Source organism: Amycolatopsis lexingtonensis, from assembly GCF_014873755.1.
Lineage (GTDB): Bacteria > Actinomycetota > Actinomycetes > Mycobacteriales > Pseudonocardiaceae > Amycolatopsis > Amycolatopsis lexingtonensis.
Genome location: NZ_JADBEG010000001.1, coordinates 1,983,772 through 2,003,678, shown reverse-complemented (window position 1 = coordinate 2,003,678; position 19,907 = coordinate 1,983,772). Strand labels below are relative to the sequence as shown.

The following is a 19,907-nucleotide window of genomic DNA, read 5'->3' as shown; positions in this document are numbered from 1 at the left end:
AGACCACTGCCTGGCGGTCCGGCGGGCGTCCCGGCTGACCGCGTCGGAACCGCGGCTGCGCCGTTCGGCGGATACGGTGTCCCCATGTCCGACGCCGTGTTCTTCTCCTCCTTCGAAAGCGGTGATCCGCAGCCCGCGGATCCCGCCCTGGTCGTGGACAGCGGGCCGGACCGCTCCCCCACGGCCAAGACCGGCGTCGGCTTCACCGGGGCGCGGGCCCTGCGCTACAGCGCCCGCCCGCGCGCGGTCCTGTTCGAACTCGACGTCCCGGTCACCGGGCGCACCGAGCTGTCCTATGTGGTCTTCCCCGCCGCCGACGGGGACATCCCCGCCTACCACGCCACCCGGGTCAGCCTCGACGTCGAATTCGCCGACGGCACGAGCGCCGGGTTCGAGCCGGTCGACGACAAGACGCTCTGGGTGGACCAGTGGAACCCGGTGCGCCGGCCACTGGGTGCGTTCGCCGGGCGCCGGATCACCCGGATCGTTTTGCGCACCGACGCACCGGACGACATCACCGGGTGGATCGACGACGTCCGCGTCGCCGACCGCGCCGACCTGCCAAGGGACCCCGTCGACTTCGTCCGGACCACCCGGGGCACGCACTCCAGCGGGGACTACTCCCGCGGCAACAACATCCCGGCCACCGCGGTGCCGCACGGCTTCAACTTCTGGACCCCGGTCACCGACGCCGGCGTCACCAACTGGGTCTACTCCTACCACCGCCACAACGACGAGCGGAACCGGCCCGCGCTGCAGGCCATCGCGCTGAGCCACCAGCCGAGCCCGTGGATGGGCGACCGCCACACCTTCCACCTCATGCCCGGCACCGGCCCGGTCGAGCCGAACCGCCGCAAGCGGGCGCTGGCCTTCTCCCACGCCGACGAGACCGACGCGCCGCACCACTACGGCGTCCGGTTCGCCAACGGGATGACCGCCGACCTGGCGCCGACGTCGCACGCGGCGATCCTGCGTTTCACCTTCCCCGACAAGCACGGCTGGCTGCTGTTCGACAACGTCCGCAACCGCGGCCGCCTGCGGATCAACGCCGACACCGGTGAGATCAGCGGGTACACCCGGGTCCGCAGCCGGCTGTCGGCCGGGGCGCGCCGGATGTTCGTCTACGGCGTCACCGACGCCCCGGCCACCCGCGGTGCGAAGATCCACCGTCCGCCGTGGCGGCGCGTGTCGGGCTACTTCGAGTTCGACGGCCCCGACGTCACGCTGCGGATCGCGACGTCCCTGATCAGCCTCGCCCAGGCCAAGCGCAACCTCGAGCTGGAGATCCCCGAGGGGACGACGTTCGAGCAGGTGCGGGCGCGGGCCAGGGACCTGTGGCAGGAGCAGCTGGGCCGCGTCGAGGTCGAAGGCGCGACCGACGACCAGGCCACGACGCTGTACTCCAACCTCTACCGGCTGTTCCTGTACCCGAACGTCGCCCACGAGAACACGCCGAAGGGGATCCGGCACGCGAGCCCGGTCGTGCGCCGCTTCTGGCCGAGCACGCGGCGCCGGACCGGGGCGAAGGTCGTCGACGGCGAGCTGTACGTCAACAACGGCTTCTGGGACACCTACCGCACGACCTGGCCGGCGTACGCGCTGTTCGCCCCGGAGCACTGCGGGCGGCTGGTCGACGGGTTCGTGCAGCAGTACCGCGAGGGCGGCTGGATCTCCCGCTGGTCCTCGCCCGGCTACGCCGATCTGATGACCGGGACCAGCTCCGACGTCGCGTTCGCCGACGCCTACCTCAAGGGCATCCGCGACTTCGACGTCGAGGCCGCCTACGACGCCGGGCTGAAGAACGCCACCGTCACCCCGCCGCAGCGCTCGGTCGGCCGCAAGGGGCTGGAAGAGTCGATCTTCCTGGGCTGGACCCCGGTGTCGGTCCACGAAGGACTGTCATGGGCATTGGAAGGCTGCATCAACGACTTCGGCCTCGCCAACCTCTCCGACGCACTTTCACGTGAAAGTGCGGGGGCGCGAGCCCGCCGGTACGCCGACTACGCGGTCTACTTCCGCGAGCGCGCGATGCACTACGTCCACCACTTCGACCCCGAGATCGGGTTCTTCCAGGGCCGCCACCGCGACGGGCGCCGCAAGTTCGGGCCGGCCGGCTACGACCCGGCGGCCTGGGGCGGCGACTTCGTCGAAACCAACGCCTGGAACACCGCCTTCACCGCACCCCACGACGGCCCGGGCCTGGCCGCTCTCCACGGCGGCAACGCCGGTCTCGAAGCCAAACTGGACACTTTCTTCGCCACCCCGGAGACCGGACGGCGGCCCGGCGCGTACGGCGGCCTGATCCACGAGATGACCGAGGCCCGCGACGTCCGCATGGGCCAGTACGGGCACTCCAACCAGCCCTCGCACCACATCCCCTACGTCTACAACCTCGCCGGCGCGCCCGCGAAGACCCAGCGCGTCGTGCGGGAAGTGCTGCGACGGCTCTACCTGGGCAGCGAGATCGGCCAGGGCTACCCCGGCGACGAGGACAACGGCGAAATGTCCGCCTGGTACCTCTTCAGCGCGCTCGGCTTCTACCCCCTCGCCGTCGGCAGCCCCCGCTACGCCATCGGGTCGCCGCTGTTCGAGAAGGCGACTGTCCACCTGGGCGAAGGGCGCAAGCTCGTCGTCCACGCGCCCGGCAACACCGACGAAACCGTCTACGTCCGCGGGCTCACGGTCAACGGCGAGCCGCACGAAGACACCTCGATCGCCCACGCCACCCTCGCCGGCGGCGCCGAACTGGTCTTCGACCTGACCACCGAGCCCACCGATTGGGGCGCCCCGCCACCACCCGCCGAGCGACCGGACCCGGTCACCGACCTCACCGGCACCGCCACGAGCGCCGAAGCCAAGAACGTCGCCGCGCTGTTCGACGACACCACCCGCACCCAGATCACCTTCCGCGGGGCCACGCCGTCGATCGAGTTCACCGTCACCGGCGAGCCCCGCCCGGTCACGATGTACACGCTCACCTCCGGCACCCGCGGCGGCGACCCCAGCGCGTGGGTGCTCGAAGGCTCCGACGACGGCACCGAGTGGACCACCCTCGACGAACGCGAAGACGAGCTGTTCCGCTGGCGCCGCCAGACCCGCCCGTTCGCCCTCGCCACCCCGGCCGCGCACGCCCGCTACCGGCTACGGATCACCGCCACCCGCGGCCGCCGCACCACCCTCGCCCAATGGGAGCTGCTCGCCCGATGAACCGGTACCGCCTCGCCGCCCTCGACCGGCTCGCGGCGGCCGACCCCGGCCTGGTCCGGCTGCGGCTGGCCGGGTCCGCGGTGCTCGGCATCGTCCTGGCCGTGGGCGCGCTGCTGCCCGCGCACCTGCCGCTCACCGTGATGCTCGTCGGCGCCATCGCCGCCATGATGACGGCGTTCACGGTCAACGACGCCACCCCGGGCGCCCAGGCCGGCACGCTCGTCCTGGCCTTCCTCACCGGGGCCGCGTCGATCACCACCGCCAGCCTCGGCTCGGCCCTGCCGCCGATGGACAGCGTCGTGTTCGTGCTGCTGATCTTCGTCGCCGTCTACGCGCAGCGCTTCGGGCCGCGCGGCACCGCGCTCGGGTCGATCGCGTTCTTCCTGTTCTTCTTCCCGATGTTCCTGCAGGCCCACCTCAAGCAGGTGCCGCAGCTGCTGCTGGCCCTCGCGGTGGGGGTGCTCGCCAACGCCGTCGTCCGGTTCGTGCTGTTGCGGCACAACGCCGAAGCCGAGTTCCTGCGGGTCCGCCGGGCCTTCCGCGCCCGCCTCGCCGCCGTCGTCCGCGCCGCCGAGGCGTACCTGGCCGTGGGCGGCAGCGACCGGACGCGCAAGCAGCTGCGGACCTCGCTGGCCCGGCTCCACGAATGCGTCCTGCTCATCGAGGACGCCGCACCCGACGTCGTCGACGCCCGCGCCGCCGACCGCCTCCGCCGCCGCGCCATCGAAGTGGAACTCGCCGTGCAGTGGCTGGCCAGCACCGTGCAGCGCACCTGTTCCGACGAACTCGGCCCCGACGTCCGCGACGACCTCATCGCCCGGCTCGCCCGCTTCCGCGCCCTGATGGAACGCGACCCGCGCGAGCTCCCGCTGATCAGCCAGACCGGCGAGTACAGCCGCATGCTCGTCGAAGGCAGCCGCATCGACGAACACGCCGCCCCCGGCGACGGCGTCCGCAAGGCACTGGCCGAACTGGCGCTGGCCGACGACCGGGCCCAGCGCGCCGCCGTGCCCGAGGCCACTGTGGACCCGCTCGACGACGAATCGGCGGAAGAGCCGGAACCCCGGTTCGCCTACGACAACCGGACCCGAAGCGCCATCCAGGCCGTCGTCGGCGGCGGGCTCGCCGTGCTCGGCGGGGAACTGGTGTCCCACCAGCGCTGGTACTGGGCCGTGCTGACCGTCTTCGTCGTCTTCATCGGTGCCTCCAGCGCCGGCGCCACCTTCGTCAAGGGCGTCCGCCGCCTCGGCGGCACCCTGATCGGCATCGTCGGCGGGGTCCTGCTCGCGCTGCTGGTCGGCGGGAACACCCCGGCCACGCTCGCGCTGATCCTGGTCTGCGTGTTCGGCATGGTCTACACCGCACGCGTCTCGCAGGTGGTGATGGCGTTCTTCATCACCAGCATGCTCGGCCTGCTCTACAGCCTGCTGGGCACGTTCAGCCTCGCCGTGCTCTGGATCCGCGTCGCCGAAACCGCCGTCGGCGCGGCCGCGGGCATCCTCGCCGCCGTCGTCATCGTCCCGGTCCGCACCCGCTCGGTCATGCTCGACGACATCGCCGAGGTGCTCGACGAGCTCGAGGAGTTCCTCGAACACACCTGCGGGCTGCTCGCCGGCGAGGAAAACGTCAACATCATCGAGCTCTCCCGCGACCTCGACCGCTCCGTCGAGGTCGTCCGGACCACCATCGAACCGCTGACCCACCCGGTCAACCTGCGCAGCGCCCGCCGCGACTACGGCTGGCACGTCCTGACCACCCTGGAAACCATCGCCTTCCGGGCCCGCCACGTCGCCGCCCGCGCCCAGCCCGGCCAGCTCGCCGGCGCCGACACCGACCGGCTCCGCCAGTTCACCGGACGGCTGCTGACCAACATCGACGTCCTCCGCAAAGCGCTCGACGCGCCGGGTGGCCCCACACCCGGCACGCTCGTGCGCGACGACGGCACCCCGGTCTCCGACCGCGTCGAGCAGGCCGAAACCCGCGCCGTCCTCTCCAGCCTCAGCCACCTCGACGAAGCCCTGGTCTCCCTCGGCCGCGTCTTCGGCCTCGAGGCCACCGACCCGCGAGCCCCGGCGAAATAGCGGTCCGGGGCGGCGCGGTCGCCTGACCACGCCGCCCCTCTCCACCTTCTCCGCCTCACCCGGAGCCGGAGCCGATCAGGGGCAGACCAGCCACGCGAAGTGGTACACCGTGGTGATGCTGCCGTCGGTCGAGTCCATCGTGACGTAGCTCGTCGTCTTCTTCGGATCCGACGTCCCGGCCGCCGCGCGCAATTCCGTGTTGATGTTCAGGTTGCGTTCCTCGCCGCACGGCTTGAACACGATCGCACCGACCTCCGTCGAATCGGTGAAATGCCAGTCGTCTTCGAACGGCCCCGCCAGCGGGTGCTGCACGTACGCCGTCGGCGAATTTCCCTGGAAATAGTAGTTCGCTCTTTCCAGGCCGGTCGCTCCCCGTTCCAGGTGGGCGAATCCGCGGTAGTCCGCCTGCGCGATTCCGTAGGTGAAACCCTGTGGCACGTGCACCCGCAGGCCGATCTGGCAGTTCTTCCTGGCGTCCAGCGGACCGGCGCCGACCCCGACCAACGCCGTGTAGGCGCTGTAGGTCACCGTGAACGCCGTGTTGTCCTGCGAAACCGCCACCGCGGACGTGTTCGGCGGACAGCCCGTGCCGATGGCGTTCACGACGTCGATGACGATTTTGTCGGGCGGCGGAGGAGTGTTCCACGAATGCGGGGTGACCACAGAGGACAGCGCCATTACGGCAGCAACGACCGCAGACAGCATTGAAATCCTTCCCAATACATTCGAATTGGGTACGGGGGCGCCGACCATGGTAGCGAAAGGATCATGGAAGCAAACGCCCCTGAACGGAGCAACACCCCGCAGTCGTCCCGCCACGCGGTATACCGATAATTTCGAACCCGCATTCTCGGCGATACGAAAGAATACGAGAGGAAAACGATTTCGCGCCCCCGGACCGCCGCTCGCCGCGGGTGATCACCCACGCGACGTCCGGGCTTGATCGTTTCACCCCGCCAGCAGCGTCCCGGCCCGCCCCAGCGTCGCGACCGCCGCCGGCGACCACGGACCCGCCGTGATCACGACCGCGTGCTCGATCCCCCACCCGGCGAACTCCGCCAACCGCGCCGCGAACGACTCCGCCGGCTCCCCGGGCGCGAGCCGGGTACTGATCGTCTTCTCGATCTCCCCGTACGGCCGGCCCGCGGCCTCGCAGTGCCGCGCCAGGACGGCCAGCTTGTGCCGCACGGTCTTGCCTCCATCGGGGATGTCGAACAGGTTGCACGCGTCGGCGTACCGCGCGACCAGCCGCAGGGTCTTCCGCTCACCCGCCCCGCCGATCAGCACCCGCGGCCGCCGCACCGGGCGCGGGTTCCCGATCGGACGGTCGAGCCGGAGGTGCGCGCCCTCGAACGGCGAGGAGTCCCCGTCCCACATCCGCCGCGCCAGCCGCAGGGTTTCCTCCAGCCGCTCGAACCGTTCGGCCACCGGCGGGAACGGCAGGCCCATCGCCCGCGCCTCGCCTTCGTGGTGCCCGGTGCCGACCCCGAACCGGGCCCGCCCGCCGGAGAGGACGTCCAGCGTCGTGACCGCCTTGATCAGCAGTGACGGCGGCCGGAACGTCACGGCCGACACCATCGTCCCCAGCCCGATCCGGCTGGTGCGGGCGGCCAGGAACCCCAGCGTCGTGTACGCCTCCAGCATCGCCGAGTCCGGGGTGCTGTTCGGGTCGGCCTGCAGCAGGTGGTCGGGCACCCACAGGGTGTCCAGCCCGGCGTCCTCGGCGGCCACCGCGACACCGGCCAGTTCTTCGGTCAGCTTGTCCGGCCACGAGAAGTCCGTGACCCGATGCTCACCCGCACGGCTACCCCCTCGTCAGCAGTTCCAGGTTGTGGCCGTCCGGGTCCTCGAAGTAGAGCCCGCGCCCGCCGTTCATGTCATTGAGCGCACCGGCCCGCTCGTGGAACGGGTCCGCCCAGTACGTGATCCCGGCCCGCTCGATCCTCGCCAGCGCGGCGTCGAAGTCGTCTTCGCCGACCAGGAAGGCGTAGTGCTGGCTCGTCACCCGGTCCACCCGCAGGTAGTCCAGCGTGACACCGTTCGCGAGCCGGACCGGCACGAACGGCCCGGTCACCGGCCCCACCTCCAGGCCGAGAATCCCGGCCAGGAACTCAGCCGACTTCTCCCGGTCGGTGACACACACGATCGTGTGATTCAGTTCGACGCTCATCGCGGCTCTCCCGCCGGCGCGAACGGCCCGCCGATGGGGCTCAGGTGGATACCCGCCAGCTGCCAGCGGTCGCCGTTGCGGACCAGGACGTGCGTGGCGCGGAACCGGCCGTTCACCGGGTTGCCCCGGTGCCGGGCGACCTGCTCGTGCACGCCGATCGCGATGGCGGTCGTGCCGAAGTCGCGGACCTCGACGTCGTCCCACGCCAGCTTCTCGGTCACCAGGTCACCGCCGCCGTAGCGCGCCAGCCACTGGTCGCGGTCCAGGACGAAGCCCAGCGGCCCGACCAGCCGGAACCCCTCGGCGGCCAGGCCGGCCAGCACCGCGGTGTCACCCCGCTCTTCCGCCGCGGCCCAGACCCGGCCGAACTCGCGGACCTGCTCTTCGGTGCTCATCGCATTCCCCTTCCGGTTCGATGAGCACAACGTTAGAAGTCGAACGATTAGATGTCAAACGGTTAGAGACCTGCGGTAAGGTGCTGCCCGTGCCACCACCCACCACCACCCCCATCGGCGTCGTCCTCGCCCGCACCGCCAAAACCGCCGGCCGCGCCTTCGACCAGGCCCTCGCCACCGCCGGCGGCTCCCAACCCGTCTGGCAGATCCTCATCTCCCTCAAGACCCGCACCGTCGCCAACCAGCGCGAACTCGCCGACGCCGTCGGCATCCAAGGCGCCACCCTCACCCACCACCTCAACGGCATGGAAACCGCCGGCCTCGTCACCCGCCGCCGCGACCCCGAAAACCGCCGCGTCCACCTCGTCGAACTCACCGAAGACGGCGAACAGCTCTTCCACCGCCTCGCCACCGCCGCCATCGCCCACGACCAGCGCATGCGAAAAGGCCTCACCGACACCGAGATCACCCAGCTCACCGACCTCCTCCACCGCCTCGCCGCCAACGTCACCGAGCCCTGAAAAGCGAGCTGTGACAACCGGGGCTCCGCCCCGGGCCGGGGGCTTCGCCACCCGGAACCCCCGAAAAGCGATCCTCACAACAGTGACTGGACGCACCCGACCAGCAACGCCAAGGAGGGATAGGCTCCACTGCACTAGCCAAAGTCGTCTCAAGCTGGAGTACCGCAATGACCCAAGCCCCTGTCAACGTGACCGTCACCGGCGCCGCCGGCCAGATCGGCTACGCGCTGCTCTTCCGCATCGCTTCCGGTCAGCTCCTCGGCCAAGACGTCCCGGTGAAGCTGCGGCTCCTCGAGATCCCGCAGGCGGTCAAGGCGGCCGAGGGCACCGCCATGGAGCTCGACGACGGCGCGTTCCCCCTCCTGGCCGGCATCGACATCTTCGACGACCCCAAGCAGGCCTTCGAAGGCACCAACATCGCCCTCCTCGTCGGCGCCCGCCCCCGCAGCAAGGGCATGGAGCGCGGCGACCTTCTCGAAGCCAACGGCGGCATCTTCAAGCCCCAGGGCGAAGCCATCAACGCCGGCGCCGCCGACGACATCAAGGTCCTCGTCGTCGGCAACCCCGCCAACACCAACGCCCTCATCGCCCGCTCGCACGCCCCCGACGTGCCCGCCGACCGCTTCACCGCGATGACCCGCCTCGACCACAACCGCGCCCTCGCCCAGCTCTCCAAGAAGCTCGGCGTCCCCGTCACCGAGCTCAAGAAGCTCGCCATCTGGGGCAACCACTCCGCCACCCAGTACCCCTCGGTCCAGCACGCCGAGGTCGGCGGCAAGCCCGTCGAGGTCGACCAGGCCTGGCTCGAAAACGACTTCATCCCCACCGTCGCCAAGCGCGGCGCCGCCATCATCGAAGCCCGCGGCCTCTCCTCCGCCGCGTCCGCCGCCTCGGCCGCCATCGACCACGTCTACACCTGGGTCAACGGCACCCCGGCCGGCGACTGGACCTCCGCCGGCGTCGTCTCCGACGGCTCCTACGGCGTCGCCGAAGGCATCATCTCGTCCTTCCCCGTCACCGCCAAGGACGGCAAGTACGAGATCGTCCAGGGCCTCGAGATCGACGACTTCTCCCGCGCCCGCATCGACGCCTCCGTCGCCGAGCTCGTCGAGGAGCGCGACACCGTGCAGAAGCTCGGCCTCATCTGAGCCCAGCTCCGGCAAAAGGGCCGCCGTCCGTTGTGGACGGCGGCCCTTTTCGCGTCCGGCGAACACCCCACGCCCACAGCGAAACCGGCCCCGCCCAAAGGATCTCTGCCCCTACGGTCGCCCCATGACCCTTCTCGCCCTGCCCGACATGCACACCGCCGCCCAGGCCCCCGACGACTCGGTCTACCAGCAGCTCCTGCGCGACCGCATCGTCTTCCTCGGCTCCGAAGTCAACGACGAAGTCGCCAACCGCATCATCGCCCAGCTCCTCCTCCTCGCCGCCGACGACCCGGACAAGGACATCACCTTCTACATCAACTCACCCGGCGGCTCCGTCACCGCCGGCATGGCCATCTACGACACCATGCAGCTCGTCAAACCCGACGTCTCCACCTGGGGCCTCGGCTTCGTCGCCTCCATGGGCCAGTTCCTGCTCTCCTCCGGCCACCCCGGCAAGCGCTACCTCCTGCCCAACACCCGCATCGTCATGCACCAGCCCTCCGCCGGCATCAGCGGCGCCGCCACCGACATCGCCATCCAGGCCGAGGTCTTCGGCAAGATGAAGCGCCGCATCGCCCAGATCACCGCCGCCCAGACCGGCCAGACCGTCGAACGCATCACCGCCGACGCCGACCGCGACCGCTGGTTCGACGCCGACGAAGCTCTCGCCTACGGCTTCGTCGACCACATCGTCGCGAACGAACGCACCGCCACGGCTTGACAGCGCGAAAGCGGGGGATGCCAGCCCGCTGTGCGTCCCCCGCCAGCCGCCACCACCACGCTCGACCGCATGACGATCACCTTGAAGCCCCACAGCACCGTGCTCTTCGCCGGCGACTCCATCACCACGCTCTGGCGACCGGAAGGCGAAGCCCGCTGCGGCTACCCCCTGCTCGTCGCCGGCGAATGGTGCTTCCGCCACCCAGAACGACGTCCTCGACGCCCGCCCCGACGTCGTCTCGATCCTCGTCGGCGTCAACGCCAACGGACGCCACACCTTCGACCCACACGCACCCGAAGTGTCCGCGGACGAGTTCGCGGCGGGCTACAATCGCCTGCTCGCACCCCTCGCCGAAGCCGGCACAAAGCTGATTCTCATCGAGCCGTTCCTCCTGCCGGTCGAAGGCGTCACCGAAGCCGGTGACATCCGCATCGACGACGACGTGCGCCGGGACTGGCGAGCCGGCCTCGACCCGAAGATCGAGGCCGTGCGGCACCTCGCGAGCGAGTACGGTGCCCACCTGCTCGCCGCCGACCGCATGTTCGCCGGGCTCTCCGCGGAAACCGGACCGGAGCGCTGGTCGGAAGACGGCGTGCACCCGACCCCCGCCGGTCACGCGGCACTCGCGGAAGCGTGGCTGCGGCTGGTCGCCTGAAGGGTTTCCCGGTTCTGAGCGGGTTTTGGTGCTGTAAAAGCAAGTGCGGGGCTGGTTTTTCGAAACCAGCCCCGCAGTATAGGTCGTTATACAGTTAGAGATCAGACTCCGTTGAGGCCGCGGCGGGCCAGCAGCGGCTCGATCTCCGGGTCGCGGCCGCGGAACGCCCGGAACGCGTCCATCGGGTCGACGCTGCCGCCGCGGCTCAGAAGGGTGCGGCGGAAGTGGTCGCCGTTCTCGCGGGTCAGTCCCCCGCTCTCCCGGAACCACTGGACGGTGTCGGCGTCCAGGACCTCGCTCCAGATGTACGAGTAGTACCCGGCGCTGTAGCCGCCGCTGAAGATGTGCGCGAAGTACGTCGTGCGGTAGCGCGGCGGGATCGCCTCGACGGCCACGCCGGCCTTCACCAGCGCCTCGGCTTCGAAGCGCTGCACCTCCCCCACCCGGTCGTCGACGCCGAGGCCGTGCCAGGCCTGGTCGAGCAGGGACGCCGCGAGGTATTCGGTGGTGGCGAAGCCTTCGCCGTACTGCTGGGCGGCGAGGAGCTTGTCGACCTGCTCCTGCGGCAGCGCCTCGCCCGTCTCGTGGTGCTTGGCGTAGTTGGCCAGCACCTCCGGCCACAGCATCCACATCTCGTTGACCTGGGACGGGTATTCGACGAAGTCGCGGGGCACGTTGGTGCCGGAGAACGTCGGGTAGCGGACCGAGGAGACCAGCGCGTGCAGGGCGTGGCCGAACTCGTGGAACGCCGTCACGACCTCGTCGAAGGTCAGCAGGGTCGGCTCCCCCGCCGGCGGCTTGCTCACGTTGAGCACGTTCACCACGACCGTCTTGCGGTCCAGCAGTTCCGACTGGTCGACGAAGGTGTTCATCCAGGCGCCGCCGCGCTTGGCGTCGCGGGTGTAGAGGTCGAGCAGGTACAGGCCGAGCGCGGTGCCGTCGGCGTCGAAGACCTCGAAGGTCCGGACCTCCGGGTGGTACTTCGGGAGGTCGTGCCGCTCGGTGATGGTCAGGCCGTAGAGCTTGCTCGCGGCGAAGAAGACGCCGTCGAGGTAGACGCGGTCGGCCTCGAAGTACGGGCGCAGGGCCTCGGTGTCGACGTCGAAGCGCTCCCGGCGGACCTGCGCGGCGTAGAACGGCCAGTCCGACGGCCGCAGCTTCGCGCCCGGCACGTCGGCTTCCAGCAGCTGCTGCAGTTCCGCGGCTTCGGCGCGGGCGTTCGCGACCGCGGCGGGTGCCAGCCGCTCGAGCAGCCCGGCCGCGGCTTCCGCCGTCTTGGCTGTCTCGTCGGCGATGACGTACGCCGCGTGGTTCGGGTAGCCCAGCAGCGCGGCGCGCTCGGCGCGGAGGCGGACGATCTCGGCGACGACCCCGTTGTTGTCGAAGTCGTTGCCGCCGTTGCCCCGGGCCATCGACGCGGCGTGGATCCGCTCGCGGACGTCGCGGTCGCGCAGGGTTTCCAGCGGGGACGCCTGGCTCGTCGGCAGGGTCAGGGTGAGCACGTACTTGCCGTCTTCGCCGCGCGCGGAGGCCGCTTCGGCCGCGGTCGCGATCGCGCCCTCGCCGAACCCGGCCAGCTCGGCCCGATCCTCGATGACGACGGCGAGCTCGTTGGTGTCCTTCAGGAGGTTCTGCTGGAACTTCGTCTGCAGGGTGGACAGCTGCGCGTTCAGCTCACGCAGGCGGGCCTGCTCGGCCTCGCCCAGCCCGGCACCGGCACGGCTGAAGTCGGTGTGCCGCCGCTCCAGCAGCCGCAGCGACTCCTCGTCGAGCCCGAGCTCGGCGCGCTTGGCGTGGAGGGCGTCGATGCGGGCGAACAGCTTCGGGTTCAGGTGGATCGCGTCGTGGTGGGCGGCCAGCTTGGGCGCGAACTCCGCCTGGATCGCCTGGATCTCGTCGGTGCTGTTCGAGCCGGACAGGTTGTAGAACACGCTCGCCACGCGGCCGAGCAGCTCGCCGGCGCGCTCGAGGGCCACGATCGTGTTCTCGAACGTCGGCTCGGCGTCCTGCGCCGCGATCTGCTCGATCTCCGCCGCGTGCTCGGCCAGCCCGGCCTCGAACGCGGGCCGGTAGTGCTCGTCGGCGATCCGGTCGAAGGGCGGCAGGGCGTAGGGCAGCTCGCTGGGTGCGGCGAACGGGTTGTCCGGCGAAATCATCGGCGCAGGCTCCTGGTCGGGGTGGAACACTCGGTCCCGCCACCCTACGGGTTCCCCCGCCATCGATGTCAGCGCTTTCCGGAGGTGGCCAAGCTCACGGCCCGGTGGTACCGCCCACGACGGCGTCGCTGCTCGGGGCAGCCTTTTTGCCCCGTTTCGCCTTGCGGTCCGGCTTGGGTTCCGGCGGCACGATGCCGCGCAGATCGCCACCGTGATCGTTGACCCGCATGACGAACGGCCGCGTCTCGGTGTACCGCACGACCGAGATGGACGCCGGGTCGACGACGATCCGCTGGAAGGCGTCGAGGTGCTGCCCGAGCGCGTCGGCGAGGATGGACTTGATCACGTCACCGTGGCTGCACAGGAGCCACACGGCGTGGTCACCGTGCGCCGCGGAGATCCGCCGGTCGTGCGCCCGCACCGCGGCGACCGAGCGCGCCTGCATCTGGGCGAGCCCCTCACCACCGGGGAAAACCGCCGCGGAGGCGTGCGCCTGCACCACCCGCCACAGCGGTTCCTTCGCCAGGTGCTTGAGTTCCCTGCCGGTCCACTCGCCGTAGTCCACTTCGGACAGCCCGGGCTCGACCGTCTTCTCGAGCCCGCGGGCCGCCGCCAGCGGGCCGACCGTCTGCTTGCACCGCAGCATGGGCGAGACGACGAGCCCCGAGAGGGGCACGCCGTCCAGCCGCTCGACGAGCTTCTCCGCCTGGGCGCGGCCGGTGTCGTCGAGGCTGACCTTCGGCGAGCGCCCGGCGAGGACGCCGGAACCGTTGGCCGTCGACTTGCCGTGCCGGAGGAGGATCACCGTACTCACGGGACCCACCCTACGTGGGGACCGATCACGCGGTTTCCACGTAGGGTGGATCAGTGTCCGACCGGGCCACGCCGATCACCGGCGGACCGAGCGGCTCGGCTCGCGCGCGGTCGCTCCGGCCGCCGACAAAGTCATGAACGAGTCGTTCACCTCGCCAGGCGCCAAGGCACCGCCGCCGGTAACCCGCCCGCCCACGTCTTGAATGACTCATTCAGGTCTTCGGAGGTCCTGAATGAGTCATTCAAGACACCGGCGCACCGCCGCGGACCGCACCGACCCGACTTTGCCTGGCCCCTGTCGCCAGACGCGCGGATCAGTGGCCGACCGGGCCCGCGTTCGGGTCCAGCGCGCCCGTGAAGATCAGCACGAACAGCAGCACGCCCAGCACCAGCCGGTACACCACGAACGGCACGAAGCTGCGCTTCTTGATGTAGGCCATCAGCCACGCGATCACCACGTACCCGACCCCGAACGCCACCAGCGTCGCCAGGATCGTCGGGCCCCACTGGGCCGGCACCTCGCCCGAGCCGATGTCCTTGAGCTTGTACACGCCCGACCCGAACACCGCCGGCAAGGCCAGCAGGAACGAGTACTCCGCCGCCTCCGCGCGGGTGTAGCCCAGCAGGAGGCCGGCGCTCGTCGTGCCGCCCGAGCGGGACACGCCCGGGATCAGGGCGAGCGCCTGCGCGAAACCGAAGCCGAGGCCGTGCGGCACCGTCAGGTGGTCGAGCGTGCGCTCCTGCTTCCCGATCCGGTCGGCGACCAGCAGGATCAGGCCGAACACGATGAGCACCGACGCGGTGATCCGCAGGTCGCGGAACGCGCTGTCGATCTGGTCCTGCAGCAGCAGCCCCAGCACCACGATCGGCAGCGAGCCGACGATGATCAGCCAGCCCAGCCGGGCGTCCGGGTCTTGCCGCCACTCCGGCTTGTACAGCGAGAAGAACCAGGCACGCAGGATCTTCCCGATCTTCGGGCCGAAGTAGAGGATCACCGCGAGCTCGGTGCCGATCTGGGTGACCGCGGTGAACGCCGCGCCCGGGTCGTCCCAGCCGGCCAGCGCCGCGACGATGCGCAGGTGCGCGCTCGACGAGATCGGCAGGAACTCGGTCAGGCCCTGGACCAGGCCCAGCACCAGTGCTTCGAACCAGCCCACGTCAGGCCACCCCCGCCAGCTCGAGCGCCTCGACGGCGGTACCCAGCGCGCCGGCCGCGTCCGGGGTGAACGGCGACACCGACAGGGTCGTCACGCCGGCTTCGGCGAATTCGGTCATCTTCTCCGCGATCCGTTCCTTCGGTCCCAGCAGCGACGTCGCGTCGAGGAACTCCAGCGGCACCGCCGCCATCGCCCCCGCCCGGTCGCCGTCCAGGTACAGCTCCTGCACCTCCGCGGCTTCGGCCGCGAAGCCCATCCGGCACGCCAGCCGGTTGTAGAAGTTCTTCTCCTTGCTCCCCATCCCGCCCAGGTACAGGGCCGCGTAGGCGCGGACGGCGTCCGCGCACTCCCGCCAGTCGTCCCCGGGCACCAGCGGCACGTTCGGCGCGACGTCGAAGCCCTCCAGCGTGCGCCCGGCCCCCTCGGCGCCGGCCCGGATCCGCGCCAGCTGCTCCCCCGCGTGCGCCGGTGAGAAGAACACCGGGAGCCAGCCGTCGGCGATCTCGCCGGTCAGCTCCAGGTTCTTCGGGCCGATCGCGGCCAGGTAGAGCGGGATGTGCTTGCGCGCCGGGCGGACGGTCAGCCGCAGCGCCTTCCCGGGGCCGTCCGGCAGCGGCAGCGTGAAGTGCTCGCCGTCGAACCGGAGGCGCTCGCGACGCAGCGCGGACCGGACGATCGCGGCGTACTCCCGGGTGCGCTCCACCGGCGAGGTGAACCGGACCCCGTGCCAGCCCTCCGACACCTGCGGACCCGACACCCCGAGCCCGAGCCGGAACCGGCCGCCCGAAAGGTTGTCCAGGGTCGCGGCGGTCATCGCGGTCGTCGCCGGCGTCCGGGCCGGGATCTGCAGCACGGCGGCACCCACGTCGATCCGCGACGTCTGCGCGGCGAGCCACGTGAGCACGGTCACCGCGTCCGAGCCGTAGGCCTCCGCGGCCCACACGACGGCGTAGCCGAGCTCTTCCGCCTGTTTCGCCAGGGCCGGGTTCGCGGGGTCGTTCCCCGCTCCCCAGTAGCCGAGATTGAGTCCGAGTCGCACGGGGCCGAACCCTAACGGGGGCCCTCGGCCGCGACACGACTCACCTTGGTCAGGTTCGCCGGGGCCCGCCCACTAGGCTCGGCGGTCGTGGAAAAGCGACTGCTCGGCCGCTCGGGACTGCGCGTCTCGCGGATGGCGCTCGGCACCATGACCTGGGGTGGCGACACCGACGCGGAGGAAGCGGCCAGCCAGCTGGTCGCCTTCGTCGACGCCGGCGGCACCCTGGTGGACACGGCCGACATCTACGGCGAAGGCGAGAGCGAGCGGGTGCTCGGCTCGCTGCTCGGCGACCTCGTCCCCCGCGAAGACGTCGTCCTCGCGACGAAGGCGGTCGCCAAGCGCACCGACGGCCCGTTCGGCGGCGGCGCCTCCCGCGGCGCGCTGCTCGGCGCCCTCGACGGCTCGCTGAAACGGCTCGGCACCGACCACATCGACCTCTGGCAGCTGCACGCCTGGGACGGCTGCGTACCCCTCGCCGAGACGCTGTCCGCCCTCGAGTACGCCGTGACCAGCGGAAAGGTCCGCTACATCGGCGTCTCGAACTACGCCGGCTGGCAGCTGGCCACCGCCGCCGCCGGTGCCGCGGCGGTCGCCCCGATCGTCTCCACCCAGGTCGAGTACTCGCTGCTCGAACGCGGCGTCGACCGCGAAGTCGTCCCCGCCGCCGAGCACCACGGCATCGGGCTGCTGCCCTGGGCGCCGCTCGGCCGCGGCGTCCTGACCGGCAAGTACCGCACCGGCACGCCCGCCGACTCGCGCGGCGCGAACAGCGCGTACGCCGGCTACGTCGAGCACCACCGCACCGACCGCGCCGCCCGGATCGTGCAGGCGGTCGCCACCGCCGCCGACGGGCTGGGCACCTCGCCGCTGGCCGTCGCGCTGGCCTGGGTCCGCGACCGCCCGGGCGTCGTCGCCCCCGTCGTCGGCGCGCGCGACACCGGTCAGCTCACCGGGTCGCTGGCTGCCGAAGCCATCACCCTGCCGCCCGCCATCCGGTCCGCGCTCGACGACGTCAGCGCGATCGAGGTCGGCTACCCCGAGCGCTGGCCGCGGTAGGTGTCTGTTGGGTGACACGGACGTGACGGCAAGGGGATCGAGGAGCATGCTGGTGAAGACCAACCACCGAGGAACATCCGGAGGCCACAGCGTGGGTCGGCTCACCGCCGTGTCGTGGATCGCGCTCCCGCTCGCCGGTGCCCTCGTGCTCTCGGGCTGCTCGTCGGCGAAGGACAACAGCGACGAACTGCAGATCGTCGCGAATCCGCAGGCCGCGCGCCCGGCGGCCTCCCCCGCGGTGAGCGTGAAGCCCGCCGGGCAGGTCCTGCCCGGCGGCGCGGTTTCCGCTCTCGCCGTCGACGCGAAGACCTCGACCCTCGTCGTGGCGCTTTCCGAGCCGCCGTCGCTGCGGCTGTACGACCTGAACGCGCTCGCGTCCGCCCCGGTGAATATGCCGTTATACGGCAAGGCGGAGAAGCTGACCGTGACGCCGGGCCGGGTGTCGATCGCGGAGCCGGGTGCGGGCGTGGTGCAGGAGCTGGCGCTGCCGGAGCGGAAGCTGACCGAGACGAAGACCGGCGGGAACCCGGCGTCGAGCATCGCCTACGGCGCCGACCGGCTGGTGGCGATGGGGCCTGCGAAGGACATCCAGGTGCTGCCGGCGACGGGTCCGGCGCGGACGATCGGCGGGCAGCTCTACAGCGCCGACGACGTCGTGGACACCGGGACGGGCGTGGTGGTCCTGGACCGACTGCGGACCGCGGTGTTCTCGCTCGACGTCGCGGCCGGGAAGGTCAACGAGGGCTTGCGCGCGGGCGACGGCGCCGCGAACGCCGTGGCGGACTCCTACGGCCGCGTGCTGGTGACCGACGCGCGCGCCGGTGCGCTGATCGCGTTCTCGGCTTCGCCGCTGATCATGCGGCAGCGCTACCCGGTGCCCGGCGCGCCGTACGGGATCGCCTACGACGCGAAGCGGAGCCTGGCCTGGGTGACGCTCACCGAACGCAACGAAGTGGTCGGGTTCGACGTCCGCGGCGGCGAACCCGTCGAGAAGTACCGGTTCCCCACCGTGCGCCAGCCGGACTCGGTCGGGGTGGAGGAGAGCAGCGGCCGCGTGCTCGTCGGCTCGGCCGCCGGAGAAGGGACCCAGGTGATCCAGCCATGACGACGGTCAGCGAGGCGGTGGTCGAAGGGGATTGGGAGTATCGCCGCCTGCACCTCCCCCCGGGCGTGTCCCGGCGTGCGGCGGCGATCCAGCTCTCCATCCACGCGGAGTTCGCGGGCTGGGAACTGCGCACCGTGCGGCTCTACGCCGACGGCACGCGCAGGGTCTGGTTGCGCCGCAAGAAGACGGCGCAGAGCCTGCCCGGCGCCCTGCCGACCTAGCCGAACTGCGACTTGTTCCTCGCCCGGGCCAAGCGCCCCAAGGCGGCCTTGGTTGCGTCTGACGCACCCAAGGCCGCCTTCGGTGCGTCAGACGCACCGAAGGCCACATTGGGGCGCTTGGGGTCGGGCCCTGCGGCTCGACTGTCAGCCGAGCACGCGGTTCAGCCACTCGCTCCAGGTCTTCTCCTCGGTCGCCGCGTCCGCGCCCGGCGTGAAGATGTGGTGGGCCGCGACCATCGGGCCGTGGAAGCCCTGCAGGAACCGGATCATCGCGTCCGCCGTCCGGATCCCCACCGTCTGCGCGTTGGCCGCGTAGACGACGCCGCCGAGTGAGACGCGGTCGCCCAGCGCCGGCCGTGCAGATAACCCCAGTGCCGTCCCGAGCCGTGCCCAGGCCTCGTCCCAGTCCCCCACCACCGGCCCGAACACCGTCACCGGGACCGCGGTGCGGCCGGCGAAGTGCGTGACGTACTCGACCAGCGTGCGGAAGAACAGCGCGCCGCCCGCGGTCATCGCCTCGAACTCGTCTTCCCAGTCGTCGCCGGGCAGGAAGCCGCTGGTGACGCAGCGGATGACCGAGCTGCCGCCGTCGCGGCCCTCGATGAGGAACTCGTAGGCGATCTTGCGGCCGTCCGGCGCCGGGTCGCTGCCGTAGACGAGCTTTTCGAGCGGGTCCCACTCCCGGATCCGGTACTCCGGCTGGTACCCGCCGAACGCACCGCGGACCACGCCGCCGGTGCCGCCCTCGACCTCGTTGCGGCCCATGAACCACGAGTCGATGCCCGGCCCGGTCGCGATGGCGTCCCACACCTGTTCCGGCGTCGCATCGACCTCGGCGACGTCGGTCGCCTCGAACTCATGCCCCACTGGCGGTCTCCTCCGGGATGCTCGGGTGCACGGCGACGACCACCCGGTAGCCGCGGCCCTTCTCGGCCGCTTCGTCGTGGTACTTGCCCACCAGGGTGGTGATCGCCGTGGTCAGCTCCTCGGCGAACGCGGCCCGGTCGGCGGGCGAGGCGAACCGCACTTCGCCGTCGAGCGCGAAGGTCGCGACCCGCTGCTTCGCCTTGGCCGCACCGGTGATGAGCAAGCCGACGTCGCGCACCAGCCGGCCGGCCACGGCGAGCAGCCACCGGGCCGAGAGCCGGTCCGGCGACTGCGCGGGGTCGGGCTGGACGGCGGAAAGCGCGGCCGGCGAGATGACGTAGGACGAGGCCGTCGCCCGCATCATCCGCTCGGTGACGTTGCCCTTGCGCCGCTCCTCGACCAGCTCCACCAGGCCGTGCGCCTCCAGCGCCCGCAGGTGGTAGTTGACCTTCTGGCGCGGCAGGTCCACCCGCGCCGCGAGCATCGTCGCGGACGCGGGTTCGGCCAGCTCGGCCAGCAGCCGCGCGCGGATCGGGTCCAGCGACACCTCGGCCGCGGCCGGGTCTTCGATCACCGCCACGGAAAACATGCGCTC

At 71.1% G+C, this 19,907-nt stretch carries 19 protein-coding genes; 9 read left to right on the top strand and 10 right to left on the bottom strand.

Annotation, left to right across the window (positions count from 1 at the left end; all coding sequences use genetic code 11):
* Positions 1 to 84: 84 nt before the first annotated feature.
* Both H4696_RS09315 and H4696_RS09310 read left to right on the top strand, forming a co-directional pair.
* On the top strand, positions 85 to 3,207 hold the full coding sequence (locus H4696_RS09315) for a GH92 family glycosyl hydrolase (RefSeq protein ID WP_192782192.1): 3,123 nt from the start codon (positions 85 to 87) through the stop codon (positions 3,205 to 3,207).
* Positions 3,204 to 5,288, top strand: a complete 2,085-nt coding sequence (locus tag H4696_RS09310) for an FUSC family protein (RefSeq protein WP_086864150.1) — start codon at positions 3,204 to 3,206, stop codon at positions 5,286 to 5,288. The genes H4696_RS09315 and H4696_RS09310 overlap by 4 nt, the downstream gene beginning before the upstream one ends.
* 75 nt (positions 5,289 to 5,363) lie before the next feature.
* Here H4696_RS09310 and H4696_RS09305 read toward each other — a convergent pair whose 3' ends face one another.
* The 4 genes from H4696_RS09305 to H4696_RS09290 form a co-directional block, all read right to left on the bottom strand.
* Positions 5,364 to 5,966: a DUF4360 domain-containing protein gene (locus H4696_RS09305; protein ID WP_086864149.1), complete on the bottom strand. Its 603-nt coding sequence runs from the start codon at positions 5,964 to 5,966 to the stop codon at positions 5,364 to 5,366.
* Positions 5,967 to 6,236: 270 nt separating this feature from the next.
* A complete protein-coding gene (locus tag H4696_RS09300; protein WP_249027191.1) occupies positions 6,237 to 7,019 on the bottom strand; it encodes a TIGR03560 family F420-dependent LLM class oxidoreductase in 783 nt (260 codons plus the stop codon).
* Positions 7,020 to 7,092: 73 nt separating this feature from the next.
* Entirely contained in the window at positions 7,093 to 7,458 is a 366-nt protein-coding gene (locus H4696_RS09295; RefSeq protein ID WP_086864147.1) for a VOC family protein, read from the bottom strand.
* Positions 7,455 to 7,853 carry a nuclear transport factor 2 family protein gene (locus H4696_RS09290; protein ID WP_086864146.1) on the bottom strand — a complete coding sequence of 133 codons (399 nt, stop codon included), beginning with the start codon at positions 7,851 to 7,853 and terminating at the stop codon, positions 7,455 to 7,457. Before H4696_RS09290 ends, H4696_RS09295 begins: the two co-directional genes overlap by 4 nt.
* Positions 7,854 to 7,942: 89 nt before the next feature.
* Between H4696_RS09290 and H4696_RS09285 the strand changes: the two genes are divergently transcribed.
* From H4696_RS09285 to H4696_RS09270, 4 genes are all read left to right on the top strand, one after another.
* The gene (locus tag H4696_RS09285) at positions 7,943 to 8,374 is read left to right on the top strand and encodes a MarR family winged helix-turn-helix transcriptional regulator (protein ID WP_169735151.1); all 432 of its coding nucleotides are present in this window, start codon (positions 7,943 to 7,945) and stop codon (positions 8,372 to 8,374) included.
* Between the two features lie 167 nt (positions 8,375 to 8,541).
* Complete coding sequence (locus H4696_RS09280) at positions 8,542 to 9,522, top strand: malate dehydrogenase (RefSeq protein WP_086864144.1); 981 nt, start codon at positions 8,542 to 8,544, stop codon at positions 9,520 to 9,522.
* 124 nt (positions 9,523 to 9,646) lie between these two features.
* On the top strand, positions 9,647 to 10,243 hold the full coding sequence (locus H4696_RS09275) for a ClpP family protease (protein WP_086864143.1): 597 nt from the start codon (positions 9,647 to 9,649) through the stop codon (positions 10,241 to 10,243).
* Positions 10,244 to 10,484: 241 nt separating this feature from the next.
* A complete protein-coding gene (locus H4696_RS09270) occupies positions 10,485 to 10,898 on the top strand; it encodes a GDSL-type esterase/lipase family protein (RefSeq protein ID WP_249027192.1) in 414 nt (137 codons plus the stop codon).
* A 101-nt stretch (positions 10,899 to 10,999) separates the two neighbouring features.
* Here the strand turns inward: H4696_RS09270 and H4696_RS09265 are convergent, their stop codons facing one another.
* From H4696_RS09265 to H4696_RS09250, 4 genes are all read right to left on the bottom strand, one after another.
* Entirely contained in the window at positions 11,000 to 13,054 is a 2,055-nt protein-coding gene (locus H4696_RS09265; RefSeq protein ID WP_086864142.1) for a M3 family metallopeptidase, read from the bottom strand.
* Positions 13,055 to 13,148: 94 nt separating this feature from the next.
* Positions 13,149 to 13,868, bottom strand: coding sequence for a histidine phosphatase family protein (locus H4696_RS09260; protein WP_086864141.1), 720 nt, complete (start codon positions 13,866 to 13,868; stop codon positions 13,149 to 13,151).
* Positions 13,869 to 14,181: 313 nt separating this feature from the next.
* Positions 14,182 to 15,024 carry an undecaprenyl-diphosphate phosphatase gene (locus tag H4696_RS09255; RefSeq protein ID WP_086863419.1) on the bottom strand — a complete coding sequence of 281 codons (843 nt, stop codon included), beginning with the start codon at positions 15,022 to 15,024 and terminating at the stop codon, positions 14,182 to 14,184.
* A gap of 1 nt (position 15,025) precedes the next feature.
* On the bottom strand, positions 15,026 to 16,063 hold the full coding sequence (locus H4696_RS09250) for an LLM class F420-dependent oxidoreductase (protein WP_086863418.1): 1,038 nt from the start codon (positions 16,061 to 16,063) through the stop codon (positions 15,026 to 15,028).
* An 87-nt stretch (positions 16,064 to 16,150) separates the two neighbouring features.
* Between H4696_RS09250 and H4696_RS09245 the strand changes: the two genes are divergently transcribed.
* From H4696_RS09245 to H4696_RS09235, 3 genes are all read left to right on the top strand, one after another.
* A complete protein-coding gene (locus H4696_RS09245) occupies positions 16,151 to 17,119 on the top strand; it encodes an aldo/keto reductase (protein ID WP_169735108.1) in 969 nt (322 codons plus the stop codon).
* Positions 17,120 to 17,210: 91 nt separating this feature from the next.
* On the top strand, positions 17,211 to 18,224 hold the full coding sequence (locus H4696_RS09240) for a YncE family protein (protein WP_086863417.1): 1,014 nt from the start codon (positions 17,211 to 17,213) through the stop codon (positions 18,222 to 18,224).
* Positions 18,221 to 18,445: a DUF5703 family protein gene (locus tag H4696_RS09235; protein WP_086863416.1), complete on the top strand. Its 225-nt coding sequence runs from the start codon at positions 18,221 to 18,223 to the stop codon at positions 18,443 to 18,445. Before H4696_RS09240 ends, H4696_RS09235 begins: the two co-directional genes overlap by 4 nt.
* Positions 18,446 to 18,589: 144 nt before the next feature.
* Here the strand turns inward: H4696_RS09235 and H4696_RS09230 are convergent, their stop codons facing one another.
* Together H4696_RS09230 and H4696_RS09225 are read right to left on the bottom strand one after the other, a co-directional pair.
* Positions 18,590 to 19,312, bottom strand: coding sequence for an SRPBCC family protein (locus H4696_RS09230; RefSeq protein WP_086865370.1), 723 nt, complete (start codon positions 19,310 to 19,312; stop codon positions 18,590 to 18,592).
* The gene (locus tag H4696_RS09225; protein WP_192782191.1) at positions 19,302 to 19,901 is read right to left on the bottom strand and encodes an ArsR/SmtB family transcription factor; all 600 of its coding nucleotides are present in this window, start codon (positions 19,899 to 19,901) and stop codon (positions 19,302 to 19,304) included. The genes H4696_RS09230 and H4696_RS09225 overlap by 11 nt, the downstream gene beginning before the upstream one ends.
* Between the last annotated feature and the right edge of the window lie 6 nt (positions 19,902 to 19,907).

Bases quoted from the DNA above. Each gene is read 5' to 3' on its own strand.
- H4696_RS09275 (WP_086864143.1), top strand. From the start codon at position 9,647: ATGACCCTTCTCGCCCTGCCCGACATGCACACCGCCGCCCAGGCCCCC.
- H4696_RS09310 (WP_086864150.1), top strand. From the start codon at position 3,204: ATGAACCGGTACCGCCTCGCCGCCCTCGACCGGCTCGCGGCGGCCGAC.
- H4696_RS09225 (WP_192782191.1), bottom strand. From the start codon at position 19,901: ATGTTTTCCGTGGCGGTGATCGAAGACCCGGCCGCGGCCGAGGTGTCG.
- H4696_RS09305 (WP_086864149.1), bottom strand. From the start codon at position 5,966: ATGGCGCTGTCCTCTGTGGTCACCCCGCATTCGTGGAACACTCCTCCG.
- H4696_RS09235 (WP_086863416.1), top strand. From the start codon at position 18,221: ATGACGACGGTCAGCGAGGCGGTGGTCGAAGGGGATTGGGAGTATCGC.
- H4696_RS09290 (WP_086864146.1), bottom strand. From the start codon at position 7,853: ATGAGCACCGAAGAGCAGGTCCGCGAGTTCGGCCGGGTCTGGGCCGCG.
- H4696_RS09315 (WP_192782192.1), top strand. From the start codon at position 85: ATGTCCGACGCCGTGTTCTTCTCCTCCTTCGAAAGCGGTGATCCGCAG.
- H4696_RS09265 (WP_086864142.1), bottom strand. From the start codon at position 13,054: ATGATTTCGCCGGACAACCCGTTCGCCGCACCCAGCGAGCTGCCCTAC.
- H4696_RS09280 (WP_086864144.1), top strand. From the start codon at position 8,542: ATGACCCAAGCCCCTGTCAACGTGACCGTCACCGGCGCCGCCGGCCAG.
- H4696_RS09295 (WP_086864147.1), bottom strand. From the start codon at position 7,458: ATGAGCGTCGAACTGAATCACACGATCGTGTGTGTCACCGACCGGGAG.